Raw genomic sequence first — 19331 nt, 5'->3', positions numbered from 1 at the left:
TCAGGAGCAGGTTTCTTCAACATGTCCCAATGAATCATAAACCCCCAGCTCACGCCAGGGGTTTGTCAGCAGTCTGAACCCCGCTGGAGACAGCGGGGTTTTTTGTTTTGTGCCGCACGGCTCAGAGGAGAGAATAGCTTTCGTTCTTCTCTCCGGGCTGCTACGTCATTGCCGGGGAGACAATGAGGAGTATCATGAAAAAGCGCATTCTATTTACCGGCGGTTCCGGCAAGGCGGGAAGGCATGTAATTCCTTGGCTTATCGACAAAGGGTATGAGGTTCACAACATCGATCTCGTGCCTCTCGACAGGCCGGGCGTGACCAATCTCATCGTCGATATCAGCGACAGCGGGCAGGTCTTTAACGCCTTGTCGATGCATAGCAACTTTGCCGAGCTTGAAGGCGGGAAGGGCGTTCTGCCCTATGACGCGGTGATCCATTTTGCCGCCGTTCCCCGCATTTTGATAAAGCCTGATAACGAGACGTTCCGCATCAATACGATGGGAACCTACAATGTTATCGAAGCCGCGGTGAAGCTTGGTATTCGCAAGATCGTCATCGCATCGAGCGAGACCACCTATGGCGTCTGCTTTGCCGAAGGCGATAAGGATTTCCATCATTTCCCGCTTGAGGAGGACTACGACGTCGATCCGATGGATTCATACGGACTGTCGAAAGTGGTGAATGAAAAGACCGCGCGGGCCTTTGCAGAGCGAAGCGGATACGACATTTACGCGCTGCGAATCGGTAATGTCATCGAACCTCATGAATATGAGAAATTTCCCGACTTCTTTGCCCGTCCTGAGACGCGTAAACGCAATGCCTGGGGTTACATCGACGCGCGTGATCTCGGTCAGATCTGTCATTTGTGCGTCGAGAAGGACGGTCTGGGCTATCAGGTCTTCAACGCCGTCAATGATAGTGCGACGGCGACGGTTCCCACGCGAGAGCTTGCGCGGACATATTTCCCTGGCGTGCAATTTCGTCGCGATATCGGGGATCATGAGGGATTGATCTCCAACCGCAAGATTCGCGAAGTTCTGGGTTTCAGGGAAGAACATGACTGGCGGAAATACGTCAAACCCTGACGGGTGCACGATTTTCGGGGGCGGAGTGGAAAAAACAAAAAACACACTTGCCATTCTTTCCCCTGCACCTTAAAGGAGCGCATACCGAATTGGCCAAGCGATTTCGCGGCCGGTTCAGGTGATGAAGGGGTATAGCTCAGTTGGTAGAGCGGCGGTCTCCAAAACCGCAGGTCGGGGGTTCGAGCCCCTCTGCCCCTGCCACTTTCCATTCGCAAGCGCGGTTTTCGCTGCATGGCAGATGGGGCCGGTTTACCGGCGAATTTCGCCGAATGTCGATTTCCTCTTGTTAAAAGTGGAATCGGTGTTTATGTAGGGTCAAAACAGACACGCGGTGCGTGGGGCTGATCAGTATCGGCTTTACGCGCCGTAATTGCGTGGGCAGTCAATGGCATCCAAAACCAATCCGTTTACGTTTCTGCAGCAGGTTCGCGCCGAAGCGTCAAAGATCACTTGGCCGTCGCGCCGCGAGACCATGATTTCGACGGCTATGGTGCTGGTGATGGTCATTTTTGCGGCTCTGTTCTTCTTTGCTGCGGACCAGCTCATCGGCTGGCTGCTCAGCCTGGTGCTGAGTGTGGGCCGGTAACGGCACGCTCAAGGGCCCGGTAGAAGGATCGAACGGAGAATAAAAATGGCAGCGCGCTGGTATATCGTTCACGCATATTCGAATTTTGAAAAGAAGGTCGCGGAGTCGATCGAGGAAAAAGCCCGTCAGAAGGGTCTGGATCATCTTTTCGAGAAAATCCTCGTGCCGACCGAAAAGGTGGTCGAGGTGCGTCGCGGCCGCAAAGTCGATAGCGAGCGCAAGTTTTTTCCAGGTTACGTGCTTGTGCGCGCCAACCTGACGGATGAGGCCTATCACCTCATCAAGAACACGCCGAAGGTTACCGGTTTCCTCGGTTCGGACAGCAAGCCTGTTCCGATTCCCGATTATGAAGCCGAGCGTATCCTCGGTCAGGTTCAGGAAGGTGTCGAGCGTCCGAAGTCTTCGGTTTCGTTCGAGATCGGCGAGCAGGTTCGCGTTTCCGACGGTCCTTTCGCGTCGTTCAACGGCGTGGTGCAGGATGTCGACGAAGAGCGTTCGCGCCTGAAGGTGGAAGTTTCGATTTTCGGCCGCGCGACACCGGTCGAGCTGGAATACAATCAGGTCGAAAAGGTCTGATTGGCGGGGTGAAGCCCCAAGCGCGTGGAAGGCTAACTGGCTCTTTAAGCCGGGGCAGGGCGCCGCACCACGCAACCGCAGCCGCCGGAGCAATCCGGCTTGAGAGAAGCCGGGTAACCGGTTTGAATTGAAAGGCAGAGAGATATGGCTAAGAAAGTTGCAGGCCAGCTCAAGTTGCAGGTAAAGGCCGGGGCGGCCAATCCGTCCCCGCCGATCGGTCCGGCACTTGGTCAGCGTGGCATTAACATCATGGAATTCTGCAAGGCGTTCAATGCCGCCACGCAGGAAATGGAAAAGGGTATGCCGATTCCGGTCGTCATCACCTATTACCAGGACAAGTCCTTCACCTTCGTCATGAAGCAGCCGCCGATGACGTATTGGCTGAAGAAGGAAGCTAAGATCACCTCCGGTTCCAAGACGCCCGGCAAGGGCGCCAAGGTCGGCTCCATCACCAAGGCTCAGGTCAAGACGATCGCTGAAGCCAAGATGAAGGATCTGAACGCAGCCGACATCGAAGGCGCAATGGCGATGGTTGAGGGCTCTGCCCGCGCCATGGGCCTGGAAGTGGTAGGTTGATCATGGCCAAGGTAGCAAAGCGCATTCAGAAGATCCGCGAAGGCGTGGATTCCAATAAGCTCTACGTTCTCACCGACGCCATTTCGATGGTCAAGGAACGTGCAGTCGCCAAGTTCGACGAAACCGTTGAAGTTTCGATGAACCTCGGCGTTGACCCGCGCCATGCGGACCAGATGGTTCGTGGCGTTGTCAACCTGCCGAACGGCACCGGCCGTGACGTTCGCGTCGCCGTCTTCGCACGTGGCGCCAAGGCCGATGAAGCCACGGCTGCTGGTGCTGACGTTGTTGGTGCAGAGGAACTGGTTGAAATCGTTCAGGGCGGCAAGATCGACTTCGATCGCTGCATCGCGACCCCGGACATGATGCCGCTCGTCGGCCGTCTCGGCAAGGTACTCGGCCCGCGTGGCATGATGCCGAACCCGAAGGTCGGAACCGTGACCATGGACGTTGCCGGTGCCGTCAAGGCATCCAAGGGCGGCGCTGTCGAATTCCGCGTCGAAAAGGCCGGTATCGTACACGCTGGCGTTGGCAAGGCTTCGTTCGACGCCAAGGCTCTTGAAGAAAACATCAAGGCTTTTGCCGATGCCGTCATCAAGGCAAAGCCGGCTGGCGCCAAGGGTAACTACGTCAAGCGCGTGGCGATCTCCTCGACCATGGGTCCGGGCGTCAAGATCGATCCTTCTTCGGTCACCGCTTAATAAATTCTCGCGCTCCCCAGGGGAGCGTGAATAAAAGAATTTCCGGCTCCCAGGGAGCCGGAGATTTCCGGGGAAACCCGGAACTCCTGTCCGAGATTGCGGGTGGCCTTGTCTTTCGGGATTTGGCCTTAATCATTTAGCCTGCATGAGACGGGTGAGGCTGGATTTGAGGCATCTTTCGATGCCTGACTGTCCGGTTCGAACCTGGTGTGCCTGTGCCTGAAGCCGTTTGCGGCGACAGAGCGGGGGACAGGATCCTCGAGCGTCGCTCGGGATCTTTGTAAAAAGGTCCCTTGGGGCAAAGGCAAACCCGACGGGTTCACAATCATGTGGTCCCGTCTACTGGAGACAGACAGTGGAAAGAGCGGAAAAACGCGAATTCGTCACGGAGCTGAACGAAGTCTTCAAGGCTTCCGGTTCGGTTGTCGTGGCCCACTATGCTGGTGTCACCGTTGCGCAGATGAACGACTTCCGTTCGAAGATGCGCGCTGCCGGAGGCACCGTCAAGGTCGCGAAGAACCGCCTGGCCAAGATCGCTCTTCAGGGTACGGAGTCGGAAGGGATGACCAATCTCTTCAAGGGACAGACGCTGATTGCATACAGCACTGACCCGATGATCGCTCCGAAAGTCGTCATGGATTTCGCCAAGACCAACGACAAGGTCGTTGTTTTGGGCGGCGCCATGGGCGCAACCACGCTCAACGCCGAAGCAGTCAAGTCGCTTGCGACCCTGCCTTCGCTCGACGAGCTGCGTGCAAAGCTGCTGGGCCTTCTCAATGCCCCGGCAACTCGCGTCGCAACGGTTGTTGCAGCACCGGCAAGCCAGCTTGCCCGCGTGTTCTCGGCTTACGCCAAGAAGGACGAAGCCGCTTAAGGCGGTTTTTCGCTGTAAATATTCAAACTGGTTCGAACTGAACAAAAGGAACTATCAAAATGGCTGATCTCGCAAAGATCGTAGAAGACCTCTCCTCGCTGACCGTTCTGGAAGCTGCAGAACTGTCGAAGCTTCTTGAAGAAAAGTGGGGCGTTTCCGCTGCTGCTCCGGTAGCTGTTGCTGCTGCTGGCGGTGCTGGCGTTGCTGCTGCTGTTGAAGAAGAAAAGACCGAGTTCGACGTTATCCTGGTTGACGCTGGCGCCAACAAGATCAACGTCATCAAGGAAGTTCGCGGCATCACCGGCCTCGGCCTCAAGGAAGCCAAGGACCTCGTCGAAGGCGCTCCGAAGCCGGTCAAGGAAGCTGTTTCCAAGGCTGAAGCTGCTGATCTCAAGAAGAAGCTTGAGGACGCAGGCGCCAAGGTTGACGTTAAGTAATCTTGCGATTGCTGGCGGGAAGGGGCTTTATGTCCCTTTCCGTCGTCATCGTTTTTAAAACTCATTACCCAAAAGCCGCGTGAAAATGGCTTTTGGGTAATGGGTTCTTCAAGAGAATGGTTCCGAACCGGCTCATCTAGGCAATCCGGCCTGATCGATCCGGGATGTGGAACGAGATTGATGATACCCATTGCTTGACGGGATCGACTGGCCATCGGTTCCCGTCCGTTGCAGGCCCGGATGCAATTTTAAAGGAGCGACGATGGCTCAGACCCTTTCGTTTAACGGTCGCAGGCGCGTACGCAAGTTTTTCGGCAAAATTCCAGAAGTAGCGGAAATGCCGAACCTCATCGAGGTTCAGAAGGCTTCGTATGACCAGTTTCTCATGGTTGACGAGCCCAAGGGTGGCCGTCCCGACGAGGGATTGAATGCCGTATTCAAATCCGTATTCCCGATCACCGATTTCTCGGGCGCGTCCATGCTTGAATTCGTGTCCTACGAATTCGAAGCGCCGAAGTTCGACGTCGAGGAATGCCGTCAGCGCGATCTGACCTATGCAGCGCCGCTCAAGGTGACTCTGCGTCTCATCGTGTTCGATATCGATGAAGATACGGGCGCGAAGTCCATCAAGGACATCAAGGAACAGTCCGTCTACATGGGCGATATGCCGCTCATGACCAATAACGGTACGTTCATCGTCAACGGCACCGAGCGCGTCATCGTTTCGCAGATGCACCGTTCGCCGGGCGTGTTCTTCGATCACGACAAGGGCAAGAGCCATTCTTCCGGCAAGCTGCTCTTTGCTGCCCGCGTCATCCCGTATCGCGGTTCCTGGCTCGACATCGAGTTCGACGCCAAGGACATCGTCTATGCGCGTATCGACCGCCGCCGCAAGATCCCCGTGACCTCGCTGCTGATGGCGCTTGGCATGGACGGCGAAGACATTCTGTCGACCTTCTACACCAAGGCTTCCTATGAGCGCGACGGCGACGGCTGGCGCATTCCCTTCCAGCCCGAGACGCTGAAGAACGCCAAGGTTATCACCGACATGATCGACGCCGATACCGGCGAAGTCGTGGTCGAAGGCGGCAAGAAGCTGACCCCGCGCCTGATCCGCCAGCTGACGGAGAAGGGCCTCAAGGCGCTGAAGGCGACCGACGAAGACCTTTACGGCAACTATCTGGCCGAAGACATCGTCAACTACGAGACGGGTGAAATCTATCTCGAAGCCGGCGACGAAATCGACGAGAAGACCCTCGGTCTCATCCTGCAGTCGGGCTTCGACGAGCTTCCAGTCCTCAACATCGACCACGTCAATGTTGGTGCCTATATCCGCAACACGCTGTCTGCCGACAAGAACGAGAACCGTCAGGAAGCCCTGTTCGACATCTACCGCGTCATGCGTCCGGGTGAGCCGCCGACCATGGAATCGGCGGAAGCGATGTTCAACTCGCTGTTCTTCGATGCAGAGCGTTACGATCTGTCGGCCGTCGGCCGCGTCAAGATGAACATGCGCCTCGACCTCGATGCGGAAGACACCGTGCGCACGCTGCGCAAGGAAGACATCCTCGCGGTTGTCAAGATGCTGGTCGAACTACGCGACGGCAAGGGCGAAATCGACGACATCGACAACCTCGGCAACCGCCGTGTTCGCTCTGTCGGCGAACTGATGGAAAACCAGTATCGTCTGGGCCTTCTGCGCATGGAACGTGCGATCAAGGAACGTATGTCCTCGATCGAAATCGACACCGTGATGCCGCAGGACCTGATCAACGCGAAGCCGGCTGCCGCCGCTGTTCGCGAATTCTTCGGTTCCTCGCAGCTTTCGCAGTTCATGGACCAGGTGAACCCGCTTTCGGAAATCACCCACAAGCGCCGTCTTTCGGCTCTTGGACCGGGTGGTCTGACCCGCGAGCGCGCAGGCTTCGAAGTCCGCGACGTTCACCCGACCCATTACGGCCGTATTTGCCCGATCGAAACGCCGGAAGGCCCGAACATCGGTCTGATCAACTCGCTTGCAACCTTCGCCCGCGTCAACAAGTACGGCTTCATCGAAAGCCCGTACCGCAAGATCGTCGAAGGTAAGGTGACCAATGACGTGATCTACCTCTCCGCGATGGAAGAGGCCAAGTATTACGTCGCGCAGGCCAACGCGCCGCTCAATGAAGACGGTTCGTTCTCGGAAGAGTTCGTCGTCTGCCGTCACTCGGGCGAAGTTATGCTCGCACCGCGTGACAACATCAACCTGATGGACGTTTCGCCGAAGCAGCTCGTTTCGGTCGCAGCGGCGCTCATTCCGTTCCTGGAAAACGACGACGCCAACCGCGCTCTCATGGGCTCGAACATGCAGCGTCAGGCTGTTCCGCTTCTGCGCGCCGAGGCGCCGTTCGTCGGTACCGGCATGGAGCCGATCGTCGCCCGTGACTCCGGCGCTGCCATTGCGTCCCGTCGCGGCGGTGTCGTCGATCAGGTGGATGCGACCCGTATCGTTATCCGCGCCACGGAAGACCTCGATGCCGGCAAGTCCGGTGTTGACATCTATCGTCTGCAGAAGTTCCAGCGTTCGAACCAGAACACCTGCGTCAACCAGCGTCCGCTGGTTTCCGTCGGCGACATCATCTCCAAGGGCGATATCATCGCGGACGGTCCGTCGACCGACCTCGGCGATCTGGCTCTCGGCCGCAATGCGCTCGTCGCGTTCATGCCCTGGAACGGCTACAACTACGAAGACTCGATCCTGATGTCGGAGCGTATCGTTTCCGACGACGTGTTCACCTCCATCCACATCGAAGAATTCGAAGTGATGGCGCGCGACACGAAGCTTGGTCCGGAAGAAATCACGCGCGACATTCCGAACGTTTCGGAAGAAGCGCTGAAGAACCTCGACGAAGCCGGTATCGTGTACATCGGTGCGGAAGTTCAGCCGGGCGACATCCTCGTCGGCAAGATCACGCCGAAGGGCGAAAGCCCGATGACGCCGGAAGAAAAGCTTCTGCGCGCCATCTTCGGTGAAAAGGCTTCCGACGTTCGCGACACCTCCATGCGCATGCCTCCGGGCACGTTCGGTACGGTCGTGGAAGTCCGCGTCTTCAACCGTCACGGTGTGGAGAAGGACGAGCGCGCGATGGCTATCGAGCGCGAAGAGATCGAGCGTCTGGCGAAGGACCGCGACGACGAGCAGGCGATCCTCGACCGTAACGTCTATGGCCGTCTGATCGACATGCTGCGTGGTCAGGTTTCGATTGCTGGTCCTAAGGGCTTCAAGAAGGGCGTCGAGCTCTCCAACGCCGTCGTCTCCGAATATCCCCGCTCGCAGTGGTGGATGTTCGCTGTCGAAGACGAGAAGGCTCAGTCCGAGCTGGAAGCGCTTCGCGGCCAGTACGACGAATCCAAGTCGCGCCTTGAACAGCGCTTCATGGACAAGGTCGAAAAGGTCCAGCGTGGCGATGAAATGCCTCCGGGCGTCATGAAGATGGTCAAGGTCTTCGTTGCCGTTAAGCGCAAGATCCAGCCGGGCGACAAGATGGCCGGCCGTCACGGCAACAAGGGCGTTGTCTCGCGCATCGTTCCGGTCGAGGACATGCCGTTCCTCGAAGACGGCACGCATGTCGACATCTGCTTGAACCCGCTCGGCGTGCCTTCGCGCATGAACGTCGGCCAGATCCTCGAAACCCATCTCGCATGGGCATGCGCAGGCATGGGCAGGAAGATCGGCGAGATGCTCGAAGAGTATCGCAAGACGATGGACATCAGCGAGCTTCGCAGCGAGCTGACGGAAATCTACGCGTCTGAAGCCAATGACGAGGTTCAGAGTTTCGATGATGACTCGCTTGTCAAGCTTGCCGAAGAAGCCAAGCGCGGTGTTTCCATCGCGACCCCGGTCTTCGATGGCGCGCATGAGCCTGACGTCGCCGCGATGCTGAAGAAGGCAGGTCTGCATGAATCCGGTCAGTCCGTTCTTTATGACGGTCGTACCGGTGAGCCGTTCGACCGTAAGGTCACCGTCGGCTACATGTACATGATCAAGCTGAACCACCTTGTTGACGACAAGATCCACGCTCGTTCGATCGGTCCTTACTCGCTCGTTACCCAGCAGCCGCTGGGCGGCAAGGCGCAGTTCGGCGGTCAGCGCTTCGGGGAAATGGAAGTCTGGGCTCTGGAAGCATACGGCGCGGCTTACACGCTGCAGGAAATGCTCACCGTCAAGTCGGACGACGTGGCGGGCCGCACCAAGGTCTACGAAGCGATCGTCCGTGGCGACGACACCTTCGAGGCCGGTATTCCGGAGAGCTTCAACGTTCTCGTCAAGGAAATGCGGTCGCTGGGTCTTTCGGTCGAACTGGAAAACTCGAAGATCGAGAACCAGCCCGAAGACCAGCTGCCCGACGCGGCGGAATAAGACGATAGAGGCGGGCGCCTGCAAGGGCGCCTGCCGGTTTCCCGGACGGTATTGGCCGGTTCGGGACACTTTCGCCGCATTATGCGGTTAATCCGTATTTAAAGCTCTGGACGGCGACCCGGGAAGAAGCCGGTCCGGATGCAAACAGGGGCAGCAGCTAGCCTCTCAAGGAGACAAGGCATGAACCAAGAGGTCATGAATCTTTTCAATCCTCAGGTGCCTGCGCAGCATTTCGATTCCATCCGGATTTCGATCGCTTCGCCGGAAAAAATCCTGTCGTGGTCCTACGGCGAGATCAAGAAGCCGGAAACCATCAACTACCGTACGTTCAAGCCTGAGCGTGACGGTCTTTTCTGCGCGCGTATCTTCGGACCGATCAAGGACTATGAGTGCCTGTGCGGCAAGTACAAGCGCATGAAGTACAAGGGCATCATCTGCGAAAAGTGCGGCGTCGAAGTGACGCTGTCGCGCGTTCGCCGTGAGCGCATGGGCCATATCGAGCTCGCAGCGCCGGTTGCCCACATCTGGTTCCTGAAGTCGCTTCCTTCGCGTATCTCGACCCTGCTCGACATGACGCTGAAGGATGTCGAACGCGTTCTCTATTTCGAGAACTACATCGTCACCGAACCCGGCCTTACCTCGCTCAAGCAGAACCAGCTTCTGTCTGAAGAAGAGTACATGATTGCCGTCGACGAGTTCGGCGAAGACCAGTTCACCGCCATGATCGGCGCTGAAGCCATCTACGAGATGCTGGCTTCGATGAACCTTGAAAAGATCGCCGGCGACCTGCGTGCCGAACTTGCTGAGACCACGTCCGATCTCAAGCAGAAGAAGCTGATGAAGCGCCTGAAGATCGTCGAGAACTTCATGGAATCCGGCAACCGTCCGGAATGGATGATCATGAAGGTCGTTCCCGTGATCCCGCCGGACCTGCGTCCGCTGGTTCCGCTGGATGGCGGCCGTTTTGCGACGTCCGACCTCAACGATCTCTATCGCCGCGTCATCAACCGTAACAACCGTCTGAAGCGCCTGATCGAGCTTCGTGCGCCTGGCATCATCATCCGCAACGAAAAGCGTATGTTGCAGGAATCCGTCGATGCGTTGTTCGATAACGGCCGTCGCGGTCGCGTCATCACGGGTGCCAACAAGCGTCCGCTGAAGTCGCTCTCCGACATGCTCAAGGGCAAGCAGGGCCGCTTCCGCCAGAACCTTCTCGGCAAGCGCGTCGACTATTCCGGCCGTTCGGTCATCGTGACCGGTCCGGAACTGAAGCTGCACCAGTGCGGCCTGCCGAAGAAGATGGCGCTCGAACTGTTCAAGCCGTTCATCTACGCCCGCCTCGACGCCAAGGGTTACTCCTCGACCGTCAAGCAGGCCAAGAAGCTGGTTGAAAAGGAAAAGCCCGAGGTCTGGGATATCCTCGACGAGGTCATCCGCGAACATCCGGTTCTCCTGAACCGCGCACCGACGCTGCACCGTCTGGGCATCCAGGCTTTCGAACCGATGCTGGTCGAAGGCAAGGCCATCCAGCTGCACCCGCTCGTCTGCACGGCCTTCAACGCCGACTTCGACGGTGACCAGATGGCTGTTCACGTTCCGCTTTCGCTGGAAGCCCAGCTGGAAGCGCGCGTGCTGATGATGTCGACCAACAACATCCTGCATCCGGCAAACGGCCACCCGATCATCGTTCCTTCGCAGGACATGGTTCTCGGCCTGTACTACCTGTCGATCATGAACCAGAACGAGCCGGGCGAAGGCATGGCCTTCTCCGACATCGGTGAGCTGCATCACGCGCTTGAAAACAAGGTCGTGACGTTGCATGCCAAGATTCGTGGACGCTTCAAGACCGTGGATGCCGATGGCAAGCCGGTTTCGAAGATCCATGAGACGACCCCTGGCCGTATGCTCATCGGCGAACTTCTGCCGAAGAACGTCAACGTGCCTTTCGACGTCTGCAACCAGGAAATGACCAAGAAGAACATCTCCAAGATGATCGACACGGTCTACCGTCATTGCGGCCAGAAAGACACGGTCATCTTCTGCGACCGCATCATGCAGCTCGGCTTCAGCCACGCCTGCCGCGCCGGCATTTCGTTCGGCAAGGACGACATGGTCATTCCGGACAGCAAGGTGAAGATCGTTGGCGACACCGAAGCTCTCGTGAAGGAATACGAACAGCAGTACAATGATGGTCTCATCACCCAGGGCGAAAAGTACAACAAGGTTGTTGACGCCTGGGGCAAGGCTACCGAAAAGGTCGCCGAAGAAATGATGGCGCGCATCAAGGCTGTCGAGTTCGATCCGGAAACGGGCCGCCAGAAGCCGATGAACTCCATCTACATGATGTCCCACTCGGGTGCTCGTGGTTCTCCGAACCAGATGCGTCAGCTGGGCGGCATGCGCGGCCTGATGGCGAAGCCGTCGGGTGAAATCATCGAGACGCCGATTATCTCGAACTTCAAGGAAGGCCTGACCGTTAACGAGTACTTCAACTCGACCCACGGTGCCCGTAAGGGTCTCGCAGACACCGCCCTGAAGACCGCGAACTCCGGTTACCTGACCCGTCGTCTCGTCGATGTCGCGCAGGATTGCATCGTCAACTCCAGGGATTGCGGCACCGACAAGGGCCTCACCATGACGGCCATCGTCGATGCCGGTCAGGTCGTTGCTTCGCTCGGCGCACGTATCCTCGGTCGTACGGCTCTGGACGATATCGACAACCCGGTCACCGGCGAAAACATCGTCAAGGCTGGGACTCTGATCGACGAAGCGGACGTTGCGACCATCGAAAAGGCCGGCATCCAGTCCGTCCGCATCCGCTCTGCGCTTACCTGCGAAGTGCAGATCGGCGTCTGCGGCGTCTGCTACGGTCGTGACCTTGCACGCGGTACGCCTGTCAACATGGGCGAAGCCGTTGGCGTCATCGCCGCGCAGTCGATCGGTGAACCGGGCACGCAGCTCACCATGCGTACCTTCCACCTTGGCGGTACGGCAAACGTGGTCGACCAGTCGTTCCTCGAAGCGTCGTATGAAGGCACGATCCAGATCAAGAACCGCAACATCCTGCGGAACTCCGAAGGCGTTCTCATCGCCATGGGCCGTAACATGTCCGTTACGATCCTTGACGAGCGCGGCGCGGAACGGTCCACGCAGCGTGTCGCTTACGGTTCGAAGATCTTCGTGGACGATGGCGACAAGGTAAAGCGTGGCCAGCGTCTTGCAGAGTGGGACCCCTACACCCGTCCGATGATGACGGAAGTGGAAGGTACCGTTCACTTCGAAGACCTCGTTGACGGCCTCTCCGTTCTGGAAGCGACCGACGAATCCACCGGCATCACCAAGCGTCAGGTCATTGACTGGCGTTCGACGCCGCGCGGTTCGGATCTCAAGCCTGCGATCGTCATCAAGGACGCGTCCGGTGCTGTTGCGAAGCTTGCCCGTGGTGGCGAAGCCCGCTTCCAGCTTTCGGTTGACGCCATCCTGTCGGTCGAGCCGGGTGCGAAGGTCTCCCAGGGCGACGTGCTTGCACGTTCGCCGCTGGAAAGCGCCAAGACGAAGGACATCACCGGTGGTCTGCCGCGCGTTGCCGAACTGTTCGAAGCCCGTCGTCCGAAGGACCACGCCATCATCGCAGAGATCGATGGTACGATCCGCCTCGGCCGCGACTACAAGAACAAGCGTCGCGTGATGATCGAACCTGCGGAAGACGGCGTCGAGCCAGTCGAATACCTGATCCCGAAGGGCAAGCCCTTCCACCTTCAGGAAGGCGACTATATCGAAAAGGGTGAATACATCCTCGACGGTAACCCGGCACCGCACGACATTCTGGCGATCAAGGGTGTGGAGGCTCTGGCTTCCTACCTCGTGAACGAAATCCAGGAAGTCTACCGACTGCAGGGCGTTGTGATCAACGACAAGCACATCGAGGTGATCGTTCGCCAGATGCTGCAGAAGGTTGAGATCACCGATGCCGGTGACAGCCAGTATATCGTTGGCGACAATGTCGACCGTATCGAGATGGAAGACATGAACGACCGTCTGATCGAAGAGGGCAAGAAGCCTGCGTATGGCGAGCCGGTTCTGCTCGGCATCACCAAGGCTTCGCTGCAGACGCCGTCCTTCATCTCGGCCGCATCCTTCCAGGAGACCACCAAGGTTCTCACGGAAGCTGCGATTGCCGGCAAGACGGACACGCTGCAGGGCCTCAAGGAAAACGTCATCGTCGGCCGTCTCATCCCGGCCGGTACCGGCGGCACCATGACGCAGATCCGCCGCATCGCCACCTCGCGCGACGACCTCATTCTCGAGGAACGCCGCAAGGGTACGGGCGCAGGCTCTGCGAACCAGATGCTGCAGGACATGACGGACCAGGCTCCGGCCGCCGAATAAGGCGGGAAGGGCAGGGGCTTTGCGAAGCCCCTCCGAAATTGAGAGCAAGACGCCCGGAGCAATCCGGGCGTTTTTTGTTTTGCGGAATTCGGGGTTGGTCATCCCTCGTCAGTGAACTCGGATATTCATCCAGGCGCGGTGGGTTAGCCCTGCCCGGGGATGTTATAGCGGGTGAGAACGGAAAGCCGGCGAACGAGATCGGTCTTGCCGGTGCTGCCGGTCTTTGCATAGATCGACTTGGCGTTGCTTCGAACGGTTTCGTGGGAGACTTTCAGTTGCTTCGCCACGGCTGGAAGCGAAAGCCCCTTCATGATTTCCAGCGCTACCCGCGCTTCGCCATTGGTGAGATCGTAGAGACCCTTCAACAATGTGTTAGCATCGGAAATGGCACCCGTCGGTTGCGATACGAGCACGATGGCGTTGCCGTTGGGTGAAAAATCCATTGCGCTCTTGCGCAGCGGTATGAGGTGAAGAATGCAGGCGCCGTCAGCGCTGGCGGGGAGAGGGAAGGAGCCGGCGTCTTGCCCGGAGAGTGCCTTGTAGAGCAGTCGGTTCACTCCCTCATCGGCAATGGAGATCCTGTCGCGCGTGCGGGCGGAAAAGCATTTCTGTAATGACAGGAACAGATCGTTGGCCGAGAGGATGCGGCCGCTCGTCTGCAGCACGGCGGCCGGCGCGCCAATGGCGTTGAGACCAAAGGTCATCGCATCAGCCTTCTGACGCTGCAACTGTGTTGCGAGGGTGAGGCTGCGGGCGATATGCGGCCTCAGTCCGCCGAGTGCAACCATGGTCTCAGGCGTGATGACGCCTGCGTCGAGCCTGCGTTCAAACAGCACTGTCATTTCCGGATGGCCGGGTGGAGCGACCTGCGTTGCTGCGCCGTAGCCCAGACCGCGGGGCATGAGAAAGTCACGAACGATCGGCAACTCGGCCCATTCCTCATGGTTGAAGACGTCCAAATCCTGCGCGAAAGAGAATTGGCCTTCCCGCGCGATGCGGCTGAGGCGATCATTGCGGTGGTTCCAGCCACCCGCCACGAAGTCCTTCATCAGTTCCTGAAAGCTGGGCGTGTAAAGCCAGACCTGGTCTTCTCCCTTGCCCCAGGTAATCGCGCCGCCCCAGAAATTGAGATGGCGGCAAACAGCTACCAGAACCTGCATCCAGCGGTCAGGAAAAAGCGCCGCTTCATAAATGTTATCGATAATGTCTGCCGACGATATAGTATCCAACCCGCCACCGAAAATTTGTGTCGGAACTATTCTAGGCTGATGCGGGCCAGATATTCAATGTATAAAGAATTAATACTATTGTATCCAAAGTATATAATCTATGAGTGACTTAATATATTGATGAGTTTGCCGAAGGGATCGCGCACGAACAGGCGCCGTACACCCCACGCCTCGACTGCGGGGCCGTATTCGATCGGCAACTCGGCCGTCAGGATTCGGGCGTGGACCTCGTCGAAATCGTCGACCTCGATGGAGAGGTCCGGCACATCCGTGCCGGAGCCACCTTCGCGTGCGAAACTCACCTGAGCCCGCGCTTCGAGCGGGCTCGTATGGGTGACGATCCAGCCATGATCCATGGCGACGGGCATGCCGAGAATGTCACCGTAGAACGCCTGAGCCCGCGCGGGCTCGGGCGTTGCGATATTGGCGACGACACGTCTGACCGCCATGGCTTGAACCTCAGGCGAAGCGGATGATGGCGACTTCGCCTTCGAGAGCTCCCTGATAGGCGGAGGCGTGCGGCTCTTCATCCGGGATATCGGTCAGCATGCCGATCTGGTCGAGATCGGCTTCGATGAAGCCTTCCTCGGAAAGCGCGTTCAGCGTTTCGCGCACGGCGGTATCGTCGTCCGGCGCCCTGAGGATGACGTGAATGTCGATACCCTCGGAGTTGTCGGTCTCATATGCCTTGCCGATGACGATGAAGACCATCGGCTCGTCGCGTCCGTTGTCGTTGTCGGGGAGGGTGCTCATGACGCGTTCCTTGATCTTTCGTTGCTGTCATGCGGGCCGATGGAATCGGTCCCGCGGGTGGCGAGACCGATCCGGCCCGCCCTGAGGGAATCAATAGACGGATTTTATGAAAAGCCAAAGCGCGGAGGTTAAAATCGCTGCCTTCTGCGCAGACTTATGTTAAAGGGCGTTGGAAATGCCCCGCGCGTGGGCTTTGCGGCCAGGGGTGGCGGCGCAAAATGTGGATTCACCCTTGACGAAAGCTGGCTAAAACAGTAGTACGCCCGCCATCGGAGCCTCTGTGGGTGCTGGCCGTTCGGTAAGCTTTTTCCCGAACATCATCTCAAACGGGTCTCCATTGCACGTAGAAGACACGAATGTTGCACGCAAGACGCCTCATCAGGTGTCCTCTGCTCTTGGTGGTCCATCCGTGAAAACGGATCGGGCCACGTTTTGCGCATGAGGATATATGCGTGCATCGTCGCCGGCAACGGCATAGCCGCCACCCGTGAGGGTGGCTAAAGTAGTTTTTGCAAGGGATGGTTATATGCCTACCGTAAACCAGCTGATCCGCAAGCCTCGCCAGGCACAGGTAAAGCGCAACAAGGTTCCTGCTCTTCAGGAAAACCCGCAGAAGCGTGGTGTTTGCACCCGCGTTTACACGACGACCCCGAAGAAGCCGAACTCGGCTCTGCGTAAGGTTGCCAAGATCCGTCTCACCAACGGCTTTGAAGTTATCGGCTACATTCCGGGCGAAGGTCACAACCTTCAGGAACACTCCGTGGTCATGATCCGCGGCGGCCGCGTAAAGGACTTGCCGGGTGTGCGTTACCACATCATCCGCGGTGTTCTCGATACCCAGGGCGTCAAGAACCGCAAGCAGCGCCGCTCCAAGTACGGTGCGAAGCGTCCGAAGTAATTCGGTTTAAACAAATTCCGGCGCTGCGCGAGGTTCTCCGCGTGGTTTAGCGTCAATAACATTGAGAGACAAAGAATATGTCCCGTCGCCATAGTGCAGAAAAGCGTGAGATCAACCCGGACCCGAAGTTCGGCGATCTGGTCGTCACCAAGTTCATGAACGCCATCATGCTTCACGGCAAGAAGTCGGTCGCAGAAAGCATCGTTTACGGCGCATTCGACGTCGTTCAGGGCAAGACGAAGCAGGAGCCGCTCGGCGTGTTCCACTCCGCCCTCGACAACGTTGCTCCGCACGTTGAAGTGCGTTCGCGCCGCGTTGGTGGTGCAACCTATCAGGTCCCGGTCGACGTTCGCCCCGAGCGCCGTCAGGCCCTCGCTATCCGCTGGCTGATCACGGCTGCCCGCAAGCGCAACGAAACGACCATGGTCGATCGCCTTTCCGGCGAACTCATGGACGCTGCGAACAACCGCGGTTCCGCTGTCAAGAAGCGCGAAGACACGCACAAGATGGCCGACGCCAACCGCGCATTCTCGCATTACCGCTGGTAATCTTAACCGGTCGCATATCGAAAGGCAGTCCATTATGGCTCGCGAATATAAAATCGAAGACTACCGCAATTTCGGTATCATGGCGCATATCGACGCCGGCAAGACGACGACCACCGAGCGTATTCTTTATTACACCGGTAAGTCGCACAAGATCGGCGAAGTTCACGATGGCGCAGCCACGATGGACTGGATGGAGCAGGAGCAGGAGCGTGGTATCACCATCACGTCTGCTGCGACCACGACCTTCTGGAAGGGCCGTGACGGCAAGACCCGCCGCTTCAACATCATCGACACCCCCGGCCACGTCGACTTCACCATCGAAGTCGAGCGTTCGCTGCGCGTTCTCGACGGCGCGATCGCTCTGCTCGACGCCAACGCCGGTGTTGAGCCGCAGACGGAAACCGTCTGGCGTCAGGCTGAGAAGTATCATGTTCCGCGCATGATCTTCTGCAACAAGATGGACAAGACCGGTGCTGACTTCTACCGCTCGGTAGAAATGATCAAGACCCGTCTCGGCGCTACCGCCGTCGTCATGCAGCTGCCGATCGGCGCTGAGACCGAGTTCAAGGGCGTCATCGACCTGGTCGAAATGAATGCTCTCGTATGGCGCGACGAATCGCTCGGCGCTCAGTGGGACGTCGTCGAAATCCCCGAGGACATGAAGGCCAAGGCTGAAGAATATCGCGAAAAGCTGATCGAAACTGTTGTTGAGATCGACGAAGAAGCGATGGAAGCCTACCTCGAAGGCAACTATCCGGATAACGACAAGATTCGTGAACTGGTTCGCCGCGGCACCATCGACGTGAAGTTCCACCCGATGTTCTGCGGTACCGCGTTCAAGAACAAGGGCGTTCAGCCGCTGCTCGACGCCGTCGTCGACTACCTGCCTTCGCCGCTGGATATTCCGGCGATCAAGGGCATCGACGCCAAGACGGAAGCCGAAATCGAGCGTCACGCTGACGATTCCGAGCCGCTGTCCATGCTGGCCTTCAAGATCATGAACGACCCCTTCGTCGGTTCGCTCACCTTCGCACGCATCTACTCCGGCAAGCTCGAAAAGGGCACGTCGGTCATGAACACGGTCAAGGACAAGCGCGAGCGCGTCGGCCGTATGCTGCAGATGCACTCCAACAGCCGTGAAGACATCGAAGAAGCCTATGCAGGCGACATCGTTGCTCTGGCCGGTCTGAAGGAAACCACCACGGGTGACACGCTCTGCGATCCGCTGAAGCCGGTTATCCTCGAGCGCATGGAATTCCCCGAGCCGGTCATCCAGATCGCGATCGAGCCGAAGACCAAGGGCGACCAGGAAAAGATGGGCCTCGCGCTCAACCGTCTGGCTGCAGAAGATCCGTCCTTCCGCGTCAAGACCGACGACGAATCCGGCCAGACCATCATTGCCGGCATGGGCGAACTTCACCTCGACATCATCGTCGACCGCATGCGTCGCGAGTTCAAGGTTGAAGCTACCGTCGGTGCGCCGCAGGTTGCCTACCGCGAAACGATCACCCGTCAGCACGAAGAAGACTACACGCACAAGAAGCAGTCCGGTGGTACCGGCCAGTTCGCCCGCGTGAAGATCATCTTCGAACCGAACCCCGAAGGCGAAGACTTCAAGTTCGAGTCGAAGATCGTCGGCGGTGCTGTTCCGAAGGAATACATCCCGGGCGTTCAGAAGGGTATCGAAAGCGTTCTGTCTTCCGGTCCGCTGGCTGGCTTCCCGATGCTCGGCGTCAAGGCGACGCTGGTTGACGGTGCATTCCACGATGTCGACTCGTCGGTTCTCGCCTTCGAAATCGCATCGCGCGCCTGCTTCCGTGAAGCAGCGAAGAAGGCTGGCGCACAGCTTCTCGAGCCGATGATGAAGGTCGAAGTCGTAACGCCGGAAGACTATGTCGGCGACGTTATCGGCGACCTAAACTCCCGTCGTGGTCAGATCCAGGGCCAGGAAAGCCGTGGTATCGCCGTCGTCATCAACGCGCATGTTCCGCTCGCGAACATGTTCAAGTACGTCGACAACCTGCGCTCCATGTCGCAGGGTCGCGCGCAGTACTCGATGACGTTCGACCACTATTCGCCGGTTCCGTCGAACGTGGCGCAGGAAATCCAGGCTAAGTACTCCGGTCAGAAGTGATCGGGGTACGCCCCACCGAATTTTGAAGATTATTCCCGTCAAGGGACAAGAATGGAGAGCCACTAATGGCAAAGAGCAAGTTTGAGCGGACGAAGCCGCACGTCAACATTGGCACGATCGGTCACGTTGACCATGGCAAGACGTCG

Annotated in this window: 15 protein-coding genes, 1 tRNA gene and 1 pseudogene; 14 read left to right on the top strand and 3 right to left on the bottom strand. The window is 58.1% G+C overall.

Annotated elements, in window-relative coordinates:
- Positions 1–194 precede the first annotated feature (194 nt).
- The 10 genes from BS627_RS02775 to rpoC all read left to right on the top strand — a co-directional run bounded on the left by BS627_RS02775 (position 195) and on the right by rpoC (position 13623).
- On the top strand, positions 195–1088 hold the full coding sequence (locus tag BS627_RS02775; protein WP_077981789.1) for an NAD-dependent epimerase/dehydratase family protein: 894 nt from the start codon (positions 195–197) through the stop codon (positions 1086–1088).
- Positions 1089–1213: 125 nt separating this feature from the next.
- Positions 1214–1289, top strand: a tRNA-Trp gene (locus BS627_RS02770).
- 184 nt (positions 1290–1473) lie between these two features.
- A complete protein-coding gene (gene secE, locus BS627_RS02765; protein ID WP_042618546.1) occupies positions 1474–1674 on the top strand; it encodes a preprotein translocase subunit SecE in 201 nt (66 codons plus the stop codon).
- Positions 1675–1719: 45 nt separating this feature from the next.
- Positions 1720–2250 carry a transcription termination/antitermination protein NusG gene (gene nusG, locus BS627_RS02760; protein WP_003523721.1) on the top strand — a complete coding sequence of 177 codons (531 nt, stop codon included), beginning with the start codon at positions 1720–1722 and terminating at the stop codon, positions 2248–2250.
- Positions 2251–2394: 144 nt separating this feature from the next.
- Positions 2395–2826 (top strand): 50S ribosomal protein L11, encoded by a 432-nt coding sequence (gene rplK / locus BS627_RS02755; protein WP_003523723.1) that lies wholly within the window; start codon positions 2395–2397, stop codon positions 2824–2826.
- A 2-nt stretch (positions 2827–2828) separates the two neighbouring features.
- Positions 2829–3524, top strand: a complete 696-nt coding sequence (gene rplA, locus BS627_RS02750; protein WP_077981788.1) for a 50S ribosomal protein L1 — start codon at positions 2829–2831, stop codon at positions 3522–3524.
- A 355-nt stretch (positions 3525–3879) separates the two neighbouring features.
- On the top strand, positions 3880–4398 hold the full coding sequence (gene rplJ, locus BS627_RS02745; RefSeq protein ID WP_004442637.1) for a 50S ribosomal protein L10: 519 nt from the start codon (positions 3880–3882) through the stop codon (positions 4396–4398).
- Positions 4399–4457: 59 nt separating this feature from the next.
- Positions 4458–4835, top strand: a complete 378-nt coding sequence (gene rplL / locus BS627_RS02740) for a 50S ribosomal protein L7/L12 (RefSeq protein ID WP_077981787.1) — start codon at positions 4458–4460, stop codon at positions 4833–4835.
- A 262-nt stretch (positions 4836–5097) separates the two neighbouring features.
- Entirely contained in the window at positions 5098–9234 is a 4137-nt protein-coding gene (rpoB, locus tag BS627_RS02735) for a DNA-directed RNA polymerase subunit beta (RefSeq protein ID WP_077981786.1), read from the top strand.
- Between the two features lie 180 nt (positions 9235–9414).
- Positions 9415–13623 carry a DNA-directed RNA polymerase subunit beta' gene (gene rpoC, locus BS627_RS02730; protein ID WP_077981785.1) on the top strand — a complete coding sequence of 1403 codons (4209 nt, stop codon included), beginning with the start codon at positions 9415–9417 and terminating at the stop codon, positions 13621–13623.
- 143 nt (positions 13624–13766) lie between these two features.
- On the opposite strand, the gene BS627_RS02725 is transcribed toward rpoC, so the two are convergent.
- The 3 genes from BS627_RS02725 to BS627_RS02715 form a co-directional block, all read right to left on the bottom strand.
- A complete protein-coding gene (locus BS627_RS02725; RefSeq protein ID WP_077981784.1) occupies positions 13767–14852 on the bottom strand; it encodes a helix-turn-helix transcriptional regulator in 1086 nt (361 codons plus the stop codon).
- 98 nt (positions 14853–14950) lie between these two features.
- The gene (locus BS627_RS02720) at positions 14951–15301 is read right to left on the bottom strand and encodes a VOC family protein (RefSeq protein WP_077981783.1); all 351 of its coding nucleotides are present in this window, start codon (positions 15299–15301) and stop codon (positions 14951–14953) included.
- A 10-nt stretch (positions 15302–15311) separates the two neighbouring features.
- Positions 15312–15605, bottom strand: a complete 294-nt coding sequence (locus tag BS627_RS02715; RefSeq protein WP_065655890.1) for a transcriptional regulator — start codon at positions 15603–15605, stop codon at positions 15312–15314.
- Positions 15606–16131: 526 nt separating this feature from the next.
- Here BS627_RS02715 and rpsL point away from each other — a divergent pair.
- The 4 genes and pseudogenes from rpsL to BS627_RS24060 all read left to right on the top strand — a co-directional run.
- A complete protein-coding gene (rpsL, locus tag BS627_RS02710) occupies positions 16132–16503 on the top strand; it encodes a 30S ribosomal protein S12 (RefSeq protein WP_003507760.1) in 372 nt (123 codons plus the stop codon).
- A 77-nt stretch (positions 16504–16580) separates the two neighbouring features.
- Complete coding sequence (rpsG, locus tag BS627_RS02705) at positions 16581–17051, top strand: 30S ribosomal protein S7 (RefSeq protein ID WP_003507761.1); 471 nt, start codon at positions 16581–16583, stop codon at positions 17049–17051.
- Between the two features lie 34 nt (positions 17052–17085).
- On the top strand, positions 17086–19185 hold the full coding sequence (gene fusA, locus BS627_RS02700) for an elongation factor G (RefSeq protein ID WP_065113660.1): 2100 nt from the start codon (positions 17086–17088) through the stop codon (positions 19183–19185).
- A 65-nt stretch (positions 19186–19250) separates the two neighbouring features.
- Positions 19251–19331: pseudogene (locus tag BS627_RS24060) on the top strand (GTP-binding protein); the annotation flags it as partial.

The organism is Agrobacterium salinitolerans, assembly GCF_002008225.1.
Lineage (GTDB): Bacteria > Pseudomonadota > Alphaproteobacteria > Rhizobiales > Rhizobiaceae > Agrobacterium > Agrobacterium salinitolerans.
This window is presented reverse-complemented; position numbering and strand designations above follow the sequence as displayed.

Bases quoted from the DNA above. Each gene is read 5' to 3' on its own strand.
- rpsL (WP_003507760.1), top strand. From the start codon at position 16,132: ATGCCTACCGTAAACCAGCTGATCCGCAAGCCTCGCCAGGCACAGGTA.
- rpoC (WP_077981785.1), top strand. From the start codon at position 9,415: ATGAACCAAGAGGTCATGAATCTTTTCAATCCTCAGGTGCCTGCGCAG.
- BS627_RS02775 (WP_077981789.1), top strand. From the start codon at position 195: ATGAAAAAGCGCATTCTATTTACCGGCGGTTCCGGCAAGGCGGGAAGG.
- rpoB (WP_077981786.1), top strand. From the start codon at position 5,098: ATGGCTCAGACCCTTTCGTTTAACGGTCGCAGGCGCGTACGCAAGTTT.
- fusA (WP_065113660.1), top strand. From the start codon at position 17,086: ATGGCTCGCGAATATAAAATCGAAGACTACCGCAATTTCGGTATCATG.
- rpsG (WP_003507761.1), top strand. From the start codon at position 16,581: ATGTCCCGTCGCCATAGTGCAGAAAAGCGTGAGATCAACCCGGACCCG.
- nusG (WP_003523721.1), top strand. From the start codon at position 1,720: ATGGCAGCGCGCTGGTATATCGTTCACGCATATTCGAATTTTGAAAAG.
- rplL (WP_077981787.1), top strand. From the start codon at position 4,458: ATGGCTGATCTCGCAAAGATCGTAGAAGACCTCTCCTCGCTGACCGTT.
- BS627_RS02720 (WP_077981783.1), bottom strand. From the start codon at position 15,301: ATGGCGGTCAGACGTGTCGTCGCCAATATCGCAACGCCCGAGCCCGCG.
- rplA (WP_077981788.1), top strand. From the start codon at position 2,829: ATGGCCAAGGTAGCAAAGCGCATTCAGAAGATCCGCGAAGGCGTGGAT.
- rplK (WP_003523723.1), top strand. From the start codon at position 2,395: ATGGCTAAGAAAGTTGCAGGCCAGCTCAAGTTGCAGGTAAAGGCCGGG.
- secE (WP_042618546.1), top strand. From the start codon at position 1,474: ATGGCATCCAAAACCAATCCGTTTACGTTTCTGCAGCAGGTTCGCGCC.
- BS627_RS02715 (WP_065655890.1), bottom strand. From the start codon at position 15,605: ATGAGCACCCTCCCCGACAACGACAACGGACGCGACGAGCCGATGGTC.